We start from the raw sequence: 14,585 nt of genomic DNA, 5'->3' as shown, positions 1-14,585 counted from the left end.
CTTTCATTCGGTGTATTTTTCGCCGTTGCTGGAAAGCCAGCGGCGATACGAGTTCTCGGCCTTCGCCAGCACGTCAGGCGTGACCGGTTTGCCGGGCTGGTAGGGATTGTGGCCGTCCAATGCGGCCTCGTAGCGGAGCCGCGCATTGAGCAGACGCTTCTGCGCCGCGGTCAGCTCCTCATGCCGTCCCTGGCGGTATCCGTTGTCGTGCAGCCATTGGCTGCGGCGAAGCTCCGGCACCTGCTCACGCCACTTGTCGGGCAGGATGTATCCCTCGCGCTTCAGAAGTTCGATGGTCTGCTCGCGCGGCAGGTTGAAGCTGTAGATGCCCTCCGGCGTGAGCCTGCGCCTCTGGCGTTGGCCGTATTCGTATTTGCGGATCATGCGGCTCCACCCGTAGCGGCTGGTGCCTTCGGACGTGGCCATGCCGATGTTGCCGCGTCCGACCGGCCGCATGCCTCGATGCGCGTTGACGACCTGGTAGATGTCGGCGCCGTCTCTGATTGCCTGCGCGTCGGCATGCCCGAAGACCTTGTCCTGCTCCTCTTCGCTCATGTTGTTGAAGCGGTCCATCGGCGATGTGATCCAGCCTTGTTTCTCGGCCTTTTCCTTGCCTTTGCAGGGTATGGTGCGGCCGTGGCATTTCGGATGACGAAGGAAATCGTTGTTGTGCCGGAAGTATTTTCCGGCGAGGATGGCGCATCTTGGGCAGCAGTCGGGTGATTCGACTCGCACATAGCCGACGCCGGCACGTTGCGTGATGCTGACGCCCATCGCGCTGATTGACGTGTCCTCGAGGGCCTGCATGGCCATCTGGCGAAGCGTCGCACGACCTGCCGTCATGGCATCGGATTCGCCCATGCCTGACTTGATGGCCGACAAAGTGCGCGTCACCGGGATATCGAAATATGATTCGAGGTCGATGCCGCTCGGCGCGAAACCCGTCCCGAAGGCGAGGGGATTCGCAATACCGTCAGGGCGCACGTAGTCGCCCTGTTCGGCGAGCATCAACGTGGACGCGTCCATCGCGTCGCTCGCGGCGCGGGTCTGCAGTGTGGCGAAGAGCGTAAGGAAATCGGCGTTTGTCCGATTCCAGCTGTCACGCACCCGCCGCGGATCCACGCCCTTCCACGTTTTGTCCGCCGCCCTCACGGCCAGCAGGCACAGTCTGGCCAGAGTGTGCCGACTGTCCGACAGGCTCTCCAGCGTCACCGTCATCAGATGCACCTCCGACCTGCAGGCTGCGGGCTATCTCCGCCATCTCCGGATCGTGATTCTCGTCGTCCACCATGCGCATGATGCGCTTGATGTCCTCCGGACTCTGACCCATCTGCTCGGCGATCCACTGCAACGGGTATCCGAGCTTCTTGTATTTGAGCATCGCGTCGGCCATGAGGGCCTCGGACCGGTATTGCGGTGTGGCGAACACGACCTTTGAATCCTCGAGGATGCGGGCTGATTCCTCATCGTCCTCGAGCATCATGGCCATCACGCACAATTCGCGCACCGGCTGACGCATGAAGCTGATGCGCTCCAATGTCTTCGACACGAGGCCGGCTTCGGCGACCTCGTAGCCGGTGGCCGGCACCTCCGCATTCGTCAGCAGGTAGTGGCCGGGCGTGCGTGTCTCGGCCGCGATGTGCTCGACGGCCTTCTGGATGATCGGCAGGAAAGCCTGCAGGTTGCTGGCTGTCCATTCGCCGATCGACACGTTGTCGCCGGTGATCTGCATGATGCGCTCCATGACCTGCTTGTCGAGGTTCACGGGGCGTTCGCCTACCTGTTCTCCGGTGTTCCTGTCGAAGACCGGTTCGGACAGGCTGTCGCCGCCGAGGATGACCCTCGCGGGCATGGACGCGAAGTCCAGGGCGTTGAGCGTGTAGGCCCAGCAGACGTTGACGGCGTCCTGCATCGATTCGACCTGCTCCACATCACTGATCGGCAGGTCATCCAGGAGCATCTGATTGCGGAATTCGACCAGCGGAACTCGGCCGAGAGGATTCTCGCGCGCCGAATCCGGCACGAACCGCCAGCCCTCCACGCCGGGCGGCAGACGGTTACGCTCGTCGTCCCCGCCTGCACGCACGCGCACCACGTCGAAGACCATGTCCGGCAGCAGCAGCGTGCCGAACTCGTGCTCCTCGTCGTATCGGACCAGCAGCCCGGCATCGACCTCGCCGGTGAGCGGATCATAGTGCACTGCCGCGCTGTCCGGATGCTCGAAGCTGATGCGCGCCCTGCCGTCCGGCATCGACGTGACCAGGCCGAAAGCACGTCCGGTCGTGGTCATCATCAGCGCGCTCTCCTGCAGCTTGCGGTCGCAGTCGTTGCGCTCCCACACGCGCATCACGTGCGAATCCAATTCGCGGTCGTCATATGGGATGAAGCCCTTGAAGTGGATGCGTTCGACCGGCGCCTGCGCCACAGGCAGACACCAGTTGTCGGCGAAACCTGAGAACCGGTCCGCCATGTAGCGTTTGAATTCGTCGGACGCGAATTTCAGGGTGCCGCGCTTGCCACGCACGTAGTCCGTGTGCTTCCTGATGTCCGGCCGACGGTTCTCGATCTTCAAGGCGAGAAGATTCGCCATGCGATTCACGTCATCGGCGGTACGAATCATTTAGAACCCCCTCGTAGTAGAACCAGTCAGCAGGTAGGCCTTGCGTTTCCTGCCCCAGCCGGCGGCGCGCGCGTCGCATGCCGCCTCGTGGGCGAGCACGCTGGTGACGGCCGCGTCGATTTTCCTTGTCTGTTTCGGTTTGCCGAGTCCGTACCGTTCGCCGGATTTGGCGAAGCGGCGGGCGTTGCGCATGTGGGTGATGGTGATCGGGCAGCCGTCCTGCGTGATGGCGTGGTGTTCGAGGTCCGATTCGAAGCGTTTCAATGCCTCCCAGACGGCGGTGATGCGGCTGGAGCCGCTCATCGCCCAGGGAATGTATTTCTTCGGCCCGTATTTCGAGTCCCATGCCTCGATCTGCGACTCCCACGACACCTCGTCGCGGAATCCGGGGTCGCAGTAGGCGCGCACGATCTTGTACCGGTCGTTGAGCTCGTCCATGGCGGCGTTGACCTCGCTTCTCGGAATGCGTCCTCCCCACGTCTTCGGGTTCCAAATGGTGGGGCGCCGGTCCTCGCCGTAGCGTGGCGTGAAGATGAAGCCTTCGCGGGTTTCGGCCTTGATGCATGTCCAGTCGTCGTTCTCGGAGCCGTCGAAGCCGAGGCACACCTCGGTGCCCTTCGGTGGGTTCTCAAGCCAAAGCTCATGCTCGGACACGCTAATATCCCATGTTCCTCAAGACCGATTTTGACAAACTCTTCTGCGAGCGCTGGTAGTTCTGGTTTGTGATCTCCCTTGTCGTCGCTTCGCCGAAGGAATTGACGAATGCGCGGCTTGTGCCGCTTGATTTTGGTTGGCGTCGGATCTGTTCGTCGGAGATTCTGTCGCGCTGTGCCCTGGCGGTGCGGAATGCCTTGGAGGCTGCCTGGTATTTGTCGTAGTTCGCCTTGGTTGCCTCTGGAAAGACGCTTTCCGGCATGCGCTGGTTGTATTGCGTGGCTCCGTGCGCGGTTCTCTGCATGATTTCCGATGCGGCGTCCATGCGGTTTCCCGCGTCGCGCATCATCTTGGTGAGATCCGTGTCGCTTACGGATGAAAGGTCAGAGGAAGAGCCTCCCCCTCCGCCGCCATGTCCGCCACGTCCTGCGCCTGAGCTTGATCCTCTTCCGCCCATTTTTTCATCCTTTCCGCATTGCTGTTTTTGTATGTGATCACTTCGATGCCACTGAAGTCGAAAAACGGAATGGCATCTCCGTAGAGGAGAATCTTTTCCGGTGCGAGCCTGTCGATCGCATATCGCATGCCGAGCCGCCAATAGAGTTCTGCCGTCGGATTGTCGTTCACTCCGACCGTGCTTACCGCGACGGTGGAGTTGTTTGGAATGCCTGAAAAGCAGTACGGGAATGACTCTGGGCCCGCCCATTGAAGTGTTGGGATGACTTTCAGTCCGCAGGCCTGCCAGTATGCTCCGATCAGACGGCTTCGGAAGACGTTCCAGATCTTCATCGCTTCCGGCATGTCCATGTATGTGCTGAAATCGGGTGCCAGCACGCATTTGAAGCGTTTGAGCGGTGCGATGTATCTGTCCGGCTGGTTCCAGACTCGCTGGAATTGGTAGTCGTCGATGAAGAAATGGATTCCGCAATGCTTGACTGTCTTTTTGCCGGTCGCGTAATTGAAGCCCATCAACATGTCAGGGGGGGTGACGTCCTGTTTTGCAAGCATTGGCATGTCGTATCGGCCAACCGTCCGCACCTTTTGCAGCAGCGGAAGATTGTATTGCCTCATCGTCCGCATCCTTGATTTGTTGAGTGGTCTATTGTCCCGCATAGCAGCTCTCCCAAAGTCCGTCCTCGAGCCATGCGCCGCCTCCCTGCACCATGCGGTTGCCGAAGAAGCGTTCCGCCTGCGCGGGATCCTTCTCCATGAGGGCCTCGGCCTCCGCCTCGACGGAGTCCAATGGCACCCAGGGGCTGCCGGCGTAGACCCATTCGAGGATCTTGCGGCGTTCGCGCCGGTTGTTGAAGCTGTATGGTGTGCCGTCCTTGTGCCGCAGGTCGGGGTTCAGGTCGGGGTTGCGGTAGAAGATCCACACATCCGATGCCGATGTCTCGAATTGCTGTTGTGCATAGGAATTTTCGCCGGGGTCGTAGGCGTTGGTCCAGAAGTGCGTTCGGCCGCCCATGCCGGCGGCGCCGCGGCGTTGGGTGTCGGCCACGTCGAGCATGCCGTTCGACTTGGTGTACAGACCTGCCTCGTCCTGTTCCGCATCCGAAATCGGATTACCCAAGCGGCTGGTTGCCGAGGCGGTCACCACATCGATGCGGTCAAGGTCGAGATCGTCATCGTCCAAGTTGATTCCAGGACGCAGGATGCGGATGAAACCCTCGCGCACCTTGAGCAGCCGCTTCAACGGCCCGAGCCGTATCATGGCGACGAGTGGACGGTAGGCGTTGCGCACCTGGTCCTCGGAATTCGCGGTCAGCTGGATGAGTGGCGAAGGGTGACGCATGCCTTTCGGTTCGCCCGGATTGTAGTGGTAGACCCATCCGCAAGGGCAGCCGTTGTCGGAGCAGCGGTACACGTCGCCGGGCTTCGCCCAACCGGCGAACACGACCGGACCGCAGGCCTCGAGTATCGCGCATGAGGCCTCGGTCGGCCCCTTGCCGGTCTTCTGAGGTCCGATACATCCGGTCAGACGATATTGAAAGGCCTGGTTGAGGACGAGCGGATTATCCACCGTGACCTCCTCGGGAGGCACGAATTCCGCGTCCTCGCGCACCCGCCAGCGATGCGCGGCGTACCAGAATTGCCAATCGGACCAGCAGAATGGCTTGCCGCGGAGGATGCCGTCCGGCTGGCGTACATGCCTCCGCACCCACGCGTCCTGCAGGTCGGCCAATGTCGGGAAGTCGATGATCCAATCGTCGGCCATGTCACGCCCTCAGGCGACGTGGGAACTGGACGATCTTGGTGTCCATGCCGCTCTCGGCGGCCTCCGCGTCCGTGGCGGGCGTCTCGTGGGCGGCCATGTCCGTGTTCTCGTCCGCGATCCTCCAGCCGAGCGCCTGCAGTCCCGCCTCGGACAGGCCGATGCGGTCCTCCAGCCTGAGTTTCACGGCCACGTCCGCGGCCTTCGCCATCGGACTCTCGCAGACCACGCACTCGCGCACGTACGAGCCGATCTGATAATGCAGGTATTTCAATTGCGGAAGCTTCCACGCGCGCGCCTGCGGCAGACGCCACAGCTGTTTCCACAGTTCCGCCTCGCGCTCGTTCCAGGATTCCGAACCGGCCTTGTCCTCGACCCACTCCTGCGACTCCTTGTCGAAGTCGCGGATCACGTACGGCGGCAGCGGGAATCTCGGCGGGCGTCCCTTGTATTCCGTGTTCGGCAGACTGCGCAGCGTGTATCCCCTGCGTTCGCTCGCGCCGCTCGACGGATCCGGCATCGGACCCGACCTGACGCGCCTTCCTCCTCTTGGCATGTCGTCTCCTCCATCGCCGGAACGGCCTCGCGCCGCCCCTTCGCTGTCGGAGGCCGGGCCTTTCGCCCAGCCCCCTCTGAAACTTTTGAACCCTCCGCACCCCGGAGACAGCTCTCCGGCGGTTCGGGCCACCAATCCATCAGGGGGTACCCCCCGGGGTGTTTCGGCGGGTTGATTCCGTTGAATTTCCAACGTTTTCGGTCATGACGCGCTCTTCGCCGCGACGGGGCGCGAGACGAAAACGAAAAAGCATCGATCGCTTTCGTCTCTCTTCGGTCTTGCGCTCGCCGTCGCGCGTCGCGCGGCTTCGGCGCCTTTGTCCGGCGCTTCGCGGAGCGTCGTCGCTTTGAGATCTCATGCTTGGCTTCGGTCGTTGAAGCCCGAAGGTTTCGTTCTTCCTGTCTTGCTGTCGTGGCAGCGCTTGCAAAGTCCGCGCATTCGCGTCGGGTCGTTCGGGTCGAGGCCGAGCTCGACGAGTTCGGTTCTTTCCAAAGGCCAATGGTCGGCGATGGTGGCGGGTGCCCCGCACAGCCCATGGTGCCTGCCGCATCCGCCTGGCCCGTCGCCGGGGCACACGCACCGTGGGTCCCGTGCCAGCACCCGGGCTCTTGCGAGCCTGTGCGCCTTGAGCGTGTATGGATTGCGGCCGCGCGTTCGGCGTTGGTTCTTGGCTTTCCTGCATTCGTCGCAAAGGGAGCTGGAGGACACGAGGCGGGGACAGCCTGGAGTGGAGCATACCTTCCACATGCAGGGCCTCCATCCATGGGAGCTTCGGGTGGGAGTCGAACCCACGACCCACAGGAGCGCGCGACGCATTGGAAGAGGGAAAGAAACCTGGGCGGCTGGCCGCCCTGTCGATGCGCGCCTCTGCGGCTCTGCCACTGAGCCTACCGAAGCATGGAGGCCGCCCGACAAACGCCGGACGGCCTCCACAAACACGAAAAGACACGAACACGCGGAACCTCGTCCCACAGTTCGCGCTCACCATACACATTAAACGGCGAGCGGACTTCGAACAAACGTTCGGCGTGTCGCGTCAGTCCAGCCCGAGCGACGCGTCCAACAGCTCGCCGGCCGTCACACGCCACACGCCATGTCCGAGACGCTCGCATCCGTGGAGTCTGCCGGACCTCAGCAGCCACTCGACCTGCTTGCGGGACACATGCCGGCCGATCACACCGGACAGCCACGACGCAAGCTGCGCCGGAGAGCCGTCCACGGTGCGCGACCGGGCGTCCCGCTCATGCTCCGCGACCAGCGACGAGAGATCCAGACGGACGCCGCAGGCGGGACAATCCCCCACCCTCATGCCATAAGGAGCCGCGACCTTCTGGCCGCACTCCGGACACTCGACCACGGTCACACGTGGACCGCGCTCGCGCATCATGCCGTCGAGGTCCACGAGCGTGGCACGCAGGTCGAGCATGAGGTCCGGCGTCCTGCCGCTGGACGCCAGGGCGTCGCGGCCGGAGACGGCCTTGCGCCACGCCCGGCGCCATGATTCCGGCCTGAGCAGGCCATAGCGGATGTCCACCGTGGAGGCCACGTCGAGCATGAGACGCGCGGCACGCTCCCACTGCTCCTGCCAGCGCAGGCTGATCGGCAGCGGCGCCACGCCACGCGACGGCGCATGCGTCCTCACGCCGATATGCGCGGCACGGTCGGCCAACGCCCTCAACGCCGGAATCACATGCGCCAGCGAGCCGATGTCCCTGATGTATCCGCGCAGGCACGACGGACACACCGTCCACCCCGACGGGACGGGACTGCTACCGCAGTTCGGACATGGCGCGCTGGTTCTCATGGCTTCCTTAGATTCGAACGGATGTTCCCTTAGATTCTACCGTCGGCGAGCGCCATCGTCGAATTGATTGCGGTTGAGGATGACGGCCCTGATCTCGCTGAGGGTGCATTGGGGCATGATGCGGTGGATCTCCAAGATCGTGTATCCGCGTTCGTGCCATTTGATGATGTTGTCCTCGGTGGATTTCCTCATGCGTGCTCCTTGTATGGATTGTCTGCGGTGCGGGGTGGGAAGTCGCATTGCTGGTCGGTCCATCCGGCTGAGTATCCGGCCTCCCATGCCAGCGCGAGCCGTCTGCGGAGCTCGTCCGATTCGATAGTGTCGCTCATGACTCCCCTTCCGTGTCGTCCTGCTGGTCCATGAGCATGAGTCGGCTCCTGCAGTCAGAGATGGCCGTGGAGAACGCGGCCACGCGGCCCAGGTTGAATTGAACGTCGCTCATGTCATGCCGGTGAGCCATAAGGTCGAGGTGGATCGCCTTGTCCCGGGATTCCTCGAGTTCGGAGAGCAGCTCACGCATCTCCTCGGCGTCCCGTGGGTCCGCGCTCGCCGGCTTGTCGGTCGGTTCGAACGGATGTTCGGCTGTGATGGCGTCCCGTATCCGGATGGCGTCATCGTCGTTAAGGGCGATGTTGAAGCTGGCGCCACCTATGGCCGCAGCCATGGGGTCCTCGCCCACTTTGAAGCGGCCAACAGGGACACCGTCGAGGCGAAGTAAGTGGTCACGTCTCTTGTATCGGACTTTTATCATGATTCCTTCTCCTTGTGTTCCGTAGCGTCCTTCCATGCGTGGTGGTGGAGCAGCCATACCGTCCAGGCAGGGATTTCCGTCCAGAGCGTCAGCCATGGCGATGATGTATGGCTCCGACTCCACCATCTGCCGCAGATGGAGCAGTGCGCGAGCCTGCCGATGCGGCGGTCGCGGCCCGCGGGGCCGATGCCGTTGCTGGCGCAGATGAACAATCCCCCGGAGGTGATGCATCCATGTGGATTGCGCCGTCTCAACGCCCCTCGCTTTCGAGCGCGTCGGACATGGCGGAGCACATGCCGTTGACGACGGCCATGGCGGCCATGACGGTGATGTCCTTGCGCAGGACGTTCTGCGAGGCGAGGTACCGCATGGCCGCGTCCCTCTCGCGTTCGGTCGGCCGGGCGATCAGTCCGGCGCGGTATCCGTCCGCGTAGGACTGGACGGCCACGTCCCCTATCGGCGAGAGCCTCTTCGGCGATCTGGCGAGAAGCTCCTCGCGTTCCCTCTCGACCCTTTCGTCCAACATGCTCATATCCTGTCCTTTCCCTTTTTCCTGATGACGGTGCGCCTTCCGGTGACGCAGTCCTCCAACACGGCCTCGCCCCTGTATTCGGCGAGCGCCCTGGCCATGGCGAGCGCCTCGTCCGGCTCGGTGAGGATCTCGACTATCTCGCCGTCGACGATGACGTAGATCACCGGTCCTCCCTGTCCCGCGCTCGCAGGCTGTTGCGCACGCGCTGGCGTTCGGTCTTGCGGTCTATCCATTTGTGGATGTCCTCGTCCTTGACGTCGTACATCCGCTGCAATTGGTAGATGCTGATGGTCACGTCGGCGATCTCCTCTGCGAGGTTGTCTTCGAGGTCGAGTTCCCCGCGGAGTCGTTTGCTGATGGCTTGGATGAGTTCGGAGCATTCCTCCATGCAGACGACGCTCTGCACTGATGTGCCGTAGAGCCCGATGGTCTCGTCCCAGACCTCGTGGTTGGTGGTGCTGGTCATTTCCGTGTCCTTTCGTTGTCCGTGGCGCCGTCTCCGGCGATGATGATGTTGTGGCATCCGTCGACGAGGTATTCCCTGCATTCGGTCCTGCGCATGGTCGCCCGGTCGACGGCGCGCCAGCCGATGACGGCGAAGAGGACGTCCAGTGCCAGGAACAGCAGGAATTGCGGCCAGTGGCCGCATGTGAGCGCGATTCCCGCGGCTATGCCTTCCAGTCCGATGGATGTGGCGGCGAGCGCGTATGGTTTGGGATCCATGCCGGATTGCTCTGTGATGGCCATGACGATGCCCTTGTGTGTCGTGTCGTCCGTGTCCATTCGTGTGGCTCCTTTCGTGGTCGGTGTCATTCCTGTGGGTTGTCGGGGCCGTTGTGGTCTCCTCCGAGCCAGGCGATGAAGATGGCGGTGAGGAGGATGAATGCGGCGAGTCCGTCCATCAGCCTTCGTCCTTCCTGACTTGGAGGAGTCGGAGGTAGTGGCGGTAGTCGGTGATGTCGCGGCCGAGGCAGTCCTCGACGCGGTGGCGGCTTCCGTCGTGGCGGTATGGGTCGGGTCCGCCGAGGATGGTGATGAGGCGGCGGATGGAGCTCATGTCGTATTTGCGGTAGCTGAGGTCGCTCAGGTCGACGCCGAGGCGTCCGAGGAAGGCGAGGTCGAAGTCGACGTTGGTGCCGGTGGGCACGAGGTGGTATCGCTGCTGGAGCGATTCGAGGTATTCCTCGACGGCGTTGGCGACCGCGGATGGCCCGTTCTGTTTCGTGCTGGCGCGGCGCACCTCGTCGAGCAGGCCGTTGGCCGTGTGCGTGTCCCATGCCCACAGGCTGATGCGGGCGAGGTCGATGGTGCCGGGGCGGACGATGGCGTGGAAGCGTCCGTAATCGCTGGTGGCGGTCTGGTCGGTGCATGCCATGCCGATCTCGAGGAGCTGCGCGGTGGCGCGGTCGGGGCCGGTGGTCTCCACGTCGATCCAGAGGAGCGCGTCGGGTCTGGTGTCGCTGGCGGTGGCCATGGTCAGTCGTCCTCCCCGTCGAGCCGCATGGCGATGATGTGGTCCATGAAGGCGTCCTTCCTGGCCTTTTCGGCGAGGAGCTTGTCGGACTGGTCGAGGTTCTCGCACGTGTTGCGCATGCTGTGCGCCCTGTCGGTGACCTTGCGGTTGAGGTGCAGGATGAGGCTGGCGGCCCCGTCGACGATGATGTCGTCGTTGCCGATGAGCGACGCGGCGTATGCGTCGAGCTTGGCGGCGGCCTTCTGCAGGTCGGTGACGAGCCTGTCGAGCCGGGCGGCCGCGTCGAGGCGTCCGAGGCTCCTGTCGAGGTCGGCGGGCGACGTCCGCCCGGATTGGGTGGTCCCGTTCTGGTCTTCCATGATGGTGTTTCCTTTCGTGGTTTGTTTTCAGGATCTCTGTTCGAGGGTGAGTATCGATTCGAAGGGTGGCAGGAGGACGTTGTCCCTGTCGGGCGCGGTCAGCAGGATGACGGGGATGCCGAGCGTCCGGTCGACGAGGTGCGGCATCGGCAGTCCGGTGCGTGCGGTCATGGGCGCGAGCCTGCCGTCGACCACGCCGGAGGGCGTGTAGGCGACGTACCGCATGCCCCCGAGCTGGGATTCGTCCATGCGTCTCCAGTCGACGTGGGCGTACACGTGGCCGCGTGCCCTCATGCCACGCTCCCGTCCAGATCCACGACCCCCGCGTCGATGAGCGCCTGTATGGCCTTGCCGGGGTCGAGTCCGTCGTTGAGCTGGGCGGCGAGCATGCATGCGGCGTCGTCGGGCGTGGCGGTGTCGGGCGTCCTGTCGAGGAGGGCGAGTACGTGCTCGCACGCCCAGGTGTGCGTGTGTGGCTTCGGGGCTGGCTCCGGTTTGCCGGAGTGGGCGGGTCGGCCTTCGGCGAGCTGGCGGGATTCGCTGCGGATCCACTCGAAGAAGGCGTTGTCGAGGCCGTCGAGGGTGGGCTTGTAGCCGTAGTGTTTCAGGCCTTTGGCGTGGAGTTTGAGGCGGAAGGTGGTGGCGAGCTCGTCGAGGTCGACGCGTGGCCTGCCTTGGGCGGCGAGTTCGTCGGCGACTCCCTGGTGCGCCTCGGTGGGCGCCCACATGTCGATGAGCTCCCGTTCCCTGCGTTCCGATCTGGTCTCGAGCGCGGGCGCGCACTCCCTCACGACGTCAGGAGTGAGGGAGTTTTGGTTTTGGTTTTGGTTTTGGTTTTGGTTAAAGGTCACGCGTGAGTCACTTGTGACGTCCTCATCGGTCACGTGTGACGTCGTGTCCTCGGTGGTCTCGGTGTTCCTGCGGCGGCTTCTGGCCTTGCGTTGGCGGGCGTCCTCCTTGGATTTCTCGACGTCGGCCTTGCTGTTCTGCAGGTCGAGGTATCCGTGGACGTCCCAGCCGTCGTCGGTCCTGTCGAGCAGGCCGAGTTCGACGAGGCGGTCTATCTCGTCCTCGTCGAGTCCGAGGTTGAACAGGAGGTCGTCCTCGGTGAGGTGGCCGTCGGTGAGCTTGTCGCTGCAGAAGCTGATGGCCATGATCCAGTCGGCGAGCGCCTGCGGGTCCTTTCTGGCGGTCTTGCGGATCTTGGTGTTGCGCCAGAGGCCGTTGGACAGGCGTGCGTATCCTTCGGTGGTTGCCATGTTCGTGTCCTTCCGTGCCTGTTATTGGTTTTCGATGGTGATGGTGATGTGGTAGACGCCCTTCTCCGTGCTTGGCTCGCCGAGCCTGTAGTCGGGGCCGACCACGTATTCCGCGTTGTCGTCTGGCCAGTAGCCGGATTGGGTGATCGCGTCGAGGATGGCCTTGACCATGGGGGCGGCGTTCTCGGGGTCGAATCTGCCGTGGGTGAGCGGGTGGATGGTGGCGGTGACGTGGACTGGCCAGCTGGTGGGCTTTTCGAGTCGTCCGCTGTTGATGAGGCTTCGGAAGGTGAGGTAGGCGACGGCCTTGACCTGCTTCTTGCGCCTGTATGGCTGCACCCAGCTTTTCGAGCGGCGGTTCTGGGTCCACCAGAGCTGCTTGCTGATCGCGAGGTCGATGTCCATCAGAATTCGGGCTCCGTCTCGTTGTCGTCGGTGGTGCCGAAGGCTCCGAAGGTGGCTCCGCCGTCGGTGGGCTGGCCCCATGGGTCGGTGGCGGGCGCCTGCGGCTGGGATGGCGTGGCGCCGTAGTTGGCGCCTCCCGCGTATCCGCCGTTGGCGGGCGGCCGGTGTCCCTGCTGGGCGCTGGTCTTGGTGACCTGGGCGGTGGCGTAGCGCAGGCTGGGGCCGATCTCGTCGATCTGCATCTCGATGACGGTGCGGTTGGCGCCGGTGTCGTCCTGGTACGAGCGTTGCCCGAGTCTGCCCTGGGCGATGACGCGCATGCCTTTGGCGAGGCTGGCGGCGATGTGGGCGGCGAGGTCGTCCCATGCGGTGCAGCGCAGGAAGAGTCCCTGTCCGTCCTGCCATTGTCCGGTGTTCCGGTCGTAGTTGCGTGGCGTGGACGCGATGGTGACGTTGACGACCTGCTTTCCGAACCGGGTGGTGCGCAGTTCTGGGTCGGCGGTGAGGTTGCCGACGATGGTGAGTGTGGTCTCTCCGGCCATGGTGGCTCCTTTCGGTCAGGCTTCGACCGGGTGGCAGGTGGCGTACACGAGGGTGGGGCCTCCCTGCTCGGGCGTGGTGGTGACGGCGTCGAAGCGTCCCTTCGGGCGGAAGGCGGCGAGCGCGCCGGTGCGGATGCGCTGGCTCATCTGGCACGCCTGCCGGCGTGACGCCCATTCCCTGCCGGGGGTGGCGGGGAACGTCTTGATGCACGCCCAGCGTCCGGCGTGGCGTTTGAGCTGGTCGGCGACGTCCGCGTACATGGTGGTCTTGCCGCCGTGGGGCGTGGTGTCGCGCGGGATCTGGCCGAAGTCGACGAACTCGAGCTCGACGTCTCCGCCGACGGGGCCGACGTCCACGTGCCTGGGCCGTTCGGCCACGACGACGGGCCCGTGGCTTTCCGGCTCCGTGGCCTTGGCGTCGTCCCTTTCGGTGGCGGGTGTGGCCGTGGATCCGTCGCCGGATGCGAGGGCGAACGCCTGGTCGATGCTGAGGGACATGTCGTCGGAGATCAGCAGCATCGCCTTCGCGGAGACCGCGGAGTCGTCGACGCGCTTGGATTTCCAGCGGAGGGCGCTCTGGTATTCGCCCTTGAGCAGGTCGCGCACCGGCGTCTGGCAGCGTCCGGCCTGTTCCTCGTTGGTCGCTTTTGGCATTTTCTTCTTCCTTTCCTGTTGTGTTGCGTCGTGTGGCGGGCGCCGTCCCGCTGGGAGCCCCGAGAGTAACGAGAAGGGGTTCTCCCATCGTTCCCGTCCGGGCGAAGCTGAGCGAAGCCTCGGATGGGTGGCGTTGACGGGTCGGCGTCCTAGCGCCGGAGGGAGGATTCGAACCTCCAGCGACGTCGCGTCCGGCGGGCGTGGGATGGGGGAGGTGCATGTAACCGCAATGTGCGGGGAAAGTATCCGAACAGTTTCCAGCCCCGTGCCTGCCGGCGGTCGTGCCGCGTCCTTGTGCTCCGGCCGGTGGGTCACGCGCCGATCATGCGCATGGCCCTGTCGAGCAGTCCCGGCCATCGGCCTGCCGCCCAGGCCATCGCGATGGGCGGGGTGGCCATGGTCAGCCATACGAAGGCCGCGACGTGTTCGAGCGGGTGGTGGCACGCGTCGGTGCCGAACAGCACCCACAGGCACAGGCCCGCGGAGAGCGCTAGGAGGAGGATGGACGCCATGCGCGGCTTCTCCGCTGTGGGTGCGTCGTCTTCGTTGCGGAAGTCGCTGTCGGTCATTTCCGTTCCCTTTTCTGGTCGAGTTCCTTGATGACGCGTCCGCATTCGCGGCGGATGCGCTGCACTTCGGTCTTGCCGAGGATGATGTCGAAGTGTCCCGTGGAGGTGCGGAAGCTCATCTGCGCCATCGCTCGCCCGGCCTTGTCGTCGAATGTCCTGATCTCGAATCCGCCGTCGTCCATCCAGCTCAT

25 protein-coding genes and 1 tRNA gene are annotated in these 14,585 nt (G+C 63.9%); all 26 read right to left on the bottom strand.

The window, feature by feature from the left end:
- Positions 1-3 precede the first annotated feature (3 nt).
- The 26 genes from AC1ATL_RS03445 to AC1ATL_RS03320 all read right to left on the bottom strand — a co-directional run bounded on the left by AC1ATL_RS03445 (position 4) and on the right by AC1ATL_RS03320 (position 14,585).
- Positions 4-1,218 carry a hypothetical protein gene (locus tag AC1ATL_RS03445; protein ID WP_476568509.1) on the bottom strand — a complete coding sequence of 405 codons (1,215 nt, stop codon included), beginning with the start codon at positions 1,216-1,218 and terminating at the stop codon, positions 4-6.
- A complete protein-coding gene (locus AC1ATL_RS03440; protein WP_476568507.1) occupies positions 1,100-2,620 on the bottom strand; it encodes a phage portal protein in 1,521 nt (506 codons plus the stop codon). Before AC1ATL_RS03440 ends, AC1ATL_RS03445 begins: the two co-directional genes overlap by 119 nt.
- The gene (locus AC1ATL_RS03435) at positions 2,621-3,274 is read right to left on the bottom strand and encodes a terminase (protein WP_476568505.1); all 654 of its coding nucleotides are present in this window, start codon (positions 3,272-3,274) and stop codon (positions 2,621-2,623) included. It lies immediately after the preceding gene.
- Between the two features lies 1 nt (position 3,275).
- Positions 3,276-3,578 carry a hypothetical protein gene (locus AC1ATL_RS03430; protein ID WP_476568503.1) on the bottom strand — a complete coding sequence of 101 codons (303 nt, stop codon included), beginning with the start codon at positions 3,576-3,578 and terminating at the stop codon, positions 3,276-3,278.
- Positions 3,579-3,643: 65 nt separating this feature from the next.
- Positions 3,644-4,345, bottom strand: a complete 702-nt coding sequence (locus AC1ATL_RS03425; protein WP_373585305.1) for a DUF4417 domain-containing protein — start codon at positions 4,343-4,345, stop codon at positions 3,644-3,646.
- A gap of 28 nt (positions 4,346-4,373) precedes the next feature.
- Positions 4,374-5,492, bottom strand: a complete 1,119-nt coding sequence (locus AC1ATL_RS03420) for a terminase (RefSeq protein WP_373585304.1) — start codon at positions 5,490-5,492, stop codon at positions 4,374-4,376.
- A 1-nt stretch (position 5,493) separates the two neighbouring features.
- Positions 5,494-6,045: a hypothetical protein gene (locus AC1ATL_RS03415; RefSeq protein WP_476568501.1), complete on the bottom strand. Its 552-nt coding sequence runs from the start codon at positions 6,043-6,045 to the stop codon at positions 5,494-5,496.
- A gap of 767 nt (positions 6,046-6,812) precedes the next feature.
- Positions 6,813-6,942 (bottom strand) — tRNA-OTHER (locus AC1ATL_RS03410).
- Between the two features lie 139 nt (positions 6,943-7,081).
- Entirely contained in the window at positions 7,082-7,849 is a 768-nt protein-coding gene (locus AC1ATL_RS03405) for a transposase family protein (protein ID WP_476568499.1), read from the bottom strand.
- A gap of 36 nt (positions 7,850-7,885) precedes the next feature.
- Entirely contained in the window at positions 7,886-8,041 is a 156-nt protein-coding gene (locus tag AC1ATL_RS03400) for a hypothetical protein (protein WP_476568497.1), read from the bottom strand.
- Positions 8,038-8,178 (bottom strand): hypothetical protein, encoded by a 141-nt coding sequence (locus AC1ATL_RS03395; RefSeq protein ID WP_476568495.1) that lies wholly within the window; start codon positions 8,176-8,178, stop codon positions 8,038-8,040. The genes AC1ATL_RS03400 and AC1ATL_RS03395 overlap by 4 nt, the downstream gene beginning before the upstream one ends.
- A complete protein-coding gene (locus AC1ATL_RS03390) occupies positions 8,175-8,600 on the bottom strand; it encodes a hypothetical protein (protein WP_476568493.1) in 426 nt (141 codons plus the stop codon). The genes AC1ATL_RS03395 and AC1ATL_RS03390 overlap by 4 nt, the downstream gene beginning before the upstream one ends.
- Positions 8,597-8,854 carry a hypothetical protein gene (locus tag AC1ATL_RS03385; protein WP_476568491.1) on the bottom strand — a complete coding sequence of 86 codons (258 nt, stop codon included), beginning with the start codon at positions 8,852-8,854 and terminating at the stop codon, positions 8,597-8,599. Before AC1ATL_RS03385 ends, AC1ATL_RS03390 begins: the two co-directional genes overlap by 4 nt.
- Positions 8,851-9,132 (bottom strand): hypothetical protein, encoded by a 282-nt coding sequence (locus AC1ATL_RS03380; protein ID WP_476568489.1) that lies wholly within the window; start codon positions 9,130-9,132, stop codon positions 8,851-8,853. The genes AC1ATL_RS03385 and AC1ATL_RS03380 overlap by 4 nt, the downstream gene beginning before the upstream one ends.
- On the bottom strand, positions 9,129-9,296 hold the full coding sequence (locus AC1ATL_RS03375) for a hypothetical protein (RefSeq protein ID WP_476568487.1): 168 nt from the start codon (positions 9,294-9,296) through the stop codon (positions 9,129-9,131). The genes AC1ATL_RS03380 and AC1ATL_RS03375 overlap by 4 nt, the downstream gene beginning before the upstream one ends.
- Positions 9,293-9,598 (bottom strand): hypothetical protein, encoded by a 306-nt coding sequence (locus tag AC1ATL_RS03370; RefSeq protein ID WP_476568486.1) that lies wholly within the window; start codon positions 9,596-9,598, stop codon positions 9,293-9,295. The genes AC1ATL_RS03375 and AC1ATL_RS03370 overlap by 4 nt, the downstream gene beginning before the upstream one ends.
- A complete protein-coding gene (locus AC1ATL_RS03365; RefSeq protein WP_476568484.1) occupies positions 9,595-9,915 on the bottom strand; it encodes a hypothetical protein in 321 nt (106 codons plus the stop codon). Before AC1ATL_RS03365 ends, AC1ATL_RS03370 begins: the two co-directional genes overlap by 4 nt.
- A gap of 118 nt (positions 9,916-10,033) precedes the next feature.
- Positions 10,034-10,606 (bottom strand): 3'-5' exonuclease family protein, encoded by a 573-nt coding sequence (locus tag AC1ATL_RS03360; RefSeq protein WP_476568482.1) that lies wholly within the window; start codon positions 10,604-10,606, stop codon positions 10,034-10,036.
- A 2-nt stretch (positions 10,607-10,608) separates the two neighbouring features.
- Positions 10,609-10,965, bottom strand: coding sequence for a hypothetical protein (locus AC1ATL_RS03355; RefSeq protein WP_476568480.1), 357 nt, complete (start codon positions 10,963-10,965; stop codon positions 10,609-10,611).
- 27 nt (positions 10,966-10,992) lie between these two features.
- Complete coding sequence (locus tag AC1ATL_RS03350; RefSeq protein ID WP_476568478.1) at positions 10,993-11,259, bottom strand: hypothetical protein; 267 nt, start codon at positions 11,257-11,259, stop codon at positions 10,993-10,995.
- Positions 11,256-12,224: a hypothetical protein gene (locus AC1ATL_RS03345; protein ID WP_476568476.1), complete on the bottom strand. Its 969-nt coding sequence runs from the start codon at positions 12,222-12,224 to the stop codon at positions 11,256-11,258. The genes AC1ATL_RS03350 and AC1ATL_RS03345 overlap by 4 nt, the downstream gene beginning before the upstream one ends.
- 21 nt (positions 12,225-12,245) lie before the next feature.
- Positions 12,246-12,629, bottom strand: coding sequence for a RusA family crossover junction endodeoxyribonuclease (locus AC1ATL_RS03340; protein WP_476568474.1), 384 nt, complete (start codon positions 12,627-12,629; stop codon positions 12,246-12,248).
- Complete coding sequence (locus AC1ATL_RS03335; protein ID WP_476568472.1) at positions 12,629-13,171, bottom strand: single-stranded DNA-binding protein; 543 nt, start codon at positions 13,169-13,171, stop codon at positions 12,629-12,631. Before AC1ATL_RS03335 ends, AC1ATL_RS03340 begins: the two co-directional genes overlap by 1 nt.
- A gap of 15 nt (positions 13,172-13,186) precedes the next feature.
- Complete coding sequence (locus AC1ATL_RS03330) at positions 13,187-13,825, bottom strand: hypothetical protein (protein ID WP_476568470.1); 639 nt, start codon at positions 13,823-13,825, stop codon at positions 13,187-13,189.
- A 311-nt stretch (positions 13,826-14,136) separates the two neighbouring features.
- Positions 14,137-14,394, bottom strand: a complete 258-nt coding sequence (locus tag AC1ATL_RS03325; protein ID WP_476568469.1) for a hypothetical protein — start codon at positions 14,392-14,394, stop codon at positions 14,137-14,139.
- Positions 14,391-14,585 (bottom strand): hypothetical protein, encoded by a 195-nt coding sequence (locus AC1ATL_RS03320; protein WP_476568467.1) that lies wholly within the window; start codon positions 14,583-14,585, stop codon positions 14,391-14,393. Before AC1ATL_RS03320 ends, AC1ATL_RS03325 begins: the two co-directional genes overlap by 4 nt.

It is taken from the genome of Bifidobacterium sp. LH_743, from assembly GCF_056355775.1.
The sequence above is the reverse complement of the archived record's forward strand: the minus strand, read 5'-3'. Positions and strand labels throughout refer to the sequence as shown.

Coding starts and splice junctions, on each gene's coding strand:
- AC1ATL_RS03445 (WP_476568509.1), bottom strand. CDS start 1,218: ATGACGGTGACGCTGGAGAGCCTGTCGGACAGTCGGCACACTCTGGCC.
- AC1ATL_RS03440 (WP_476568507.1), bottom strand. CDS start 2,620: ATGATTCGTACCGCCGATGACGTGAATCGCATGGCGAATCTTCTCGCC.
- AC1ATL_RS03430 (WP_476568503.1), bottom strand. CDS start 3,578: ATGCAGAGAACCGCGCACGGAGCCACGCAATACAACCAGCGCATGCCG.
- AC1ATL_RS03425 (WP_373585305.1), bottom strand. CDS start 4,345: ATGAGGCAATACAATCTTCCGCTGCTGCAAAAGGTGCGGACGGTTGGC.
- AC1ATL_RS03420 (WP_373585304.1), bottom strand. CDS start 5,492: ATGGCCGACGATTGGATCATCGACTTCCCGACATTGGCCGACCTGCAG.
- AC1ATL_RS03415 (WP_476568501.1), bottom strand. CDS start 6,045: ATGCCAAGAGGAGGAAGGCGCGTCAGGTCGGGTCCGATGCCGGATCCG.
- AC1ATL_RS03405 (WP_476568499.1), bottom strand. CDS start 7,849: ATGAGAACCAGCGCGCCATGTCCGAACTGCGGTAGCAGTCCCGTCCCG.
- AC1ATL_RS03400 (WP_476568497.1), bottom strand. CDS start 8,041: ATGAGGAAATCCACCGAGGACAACATCATCAAATGGCACGAACGCGGA.
- AC1ATL_RS03395 (WP_476568495.1), bottom strand. CDS start 8,178: ATGAGCGACACTATCGAATCGGACGAGCTCCGCAGACGGCTCGCGCTG.
- AC1ATL_RS03390 (WP_476568493.1), bottom strand. CDS start 8,600: ATGATAAAAGTCCGATACAAGAGACGTGACCACTTACTTCGCCTCGAC.
- AC1ATL_RS03380 (WP_476568489.1), bottom strand. CDS start 9,132: ATGAGCATGTTGGACGAAAGGGTCGAGAGGGAACGCGAGGAGCTTCTC.
- AC1ATL_RS03370 (WP_476568486.1), bottom strand. CDS start 9,598: ATGACCAGCACCACCAACCACGAGGTCTGGGACGAGACCATCGGGCTC.
- AC1ATL_RS03365 (WP_476568484.1), bottom strand. CDS start 9,915: ATGGACACGGACGACACGACACACAAGGGCATCGTCATGGCCATCACA.
- AC1ATL_RS03360 (WP_476568482.1), bottom strand. CDS start 10,606: ATGGCCACCGCCAGCGACACCAGACCCGACGCGCTCCTCTGGATCGAC.
- AC1ATL_RS03355 (WP_476568480.1), bottom strand. CDS start 10,965: ATGGAAGACCAGAACGGGACCACCCAATCCGGGCGGACGTCGCCCGCC.
- AC1ATL_RS03350 (WP_476568478.1), bottom strand. CDS start 11,259: ATGAGGGCACGCGGCCACGTGTACGCCCACGTCGACTGGAGACGCATG.
- AC1ATL_RS03345 (WP_476568476.1), bottom strand. CDS start 12,224: ATGGCAACCACCGAAGGATACGCACGCCTGTCCAACGGCCTCTGGCGC.
- AC1ATL_RS03340 (WP_476568474.1), bottom strand. CDS start 12,629: ATGGACATCGACCTCGCGATCAGCAAGCAGCTCTGGTGGACCCAGAAC.
- AC1ATL_RS03335 (WP_476568472.1), bottom strand. CDS start 13,171: ATGGCCGGAGAGACCACACTCACCATCGTCGGCAACCTCACCGCCGAC.
- AC1ATL_RS03330 (WP_476568470.1), bottom strand. CDS start 13,825: ATGCCAAAAGCGACCAACGAGGAACAGGCCGGACGCTGCCAGACGCCG.
- AC1ATL_RS03325 (WP_476568469.1), bottom strand. CDS start 14,394: ATGACCGACAGCGACTTCCGCAACGAAGACGACGCACCCACAGCGGAG.
- AC1ATL_RS03320 (WP_476568467.1), bottom strand. CDS start 14,585: ATGAGCTGGATGGACGACGGCGGATTCGAGATCAGGACATTCGACGAC.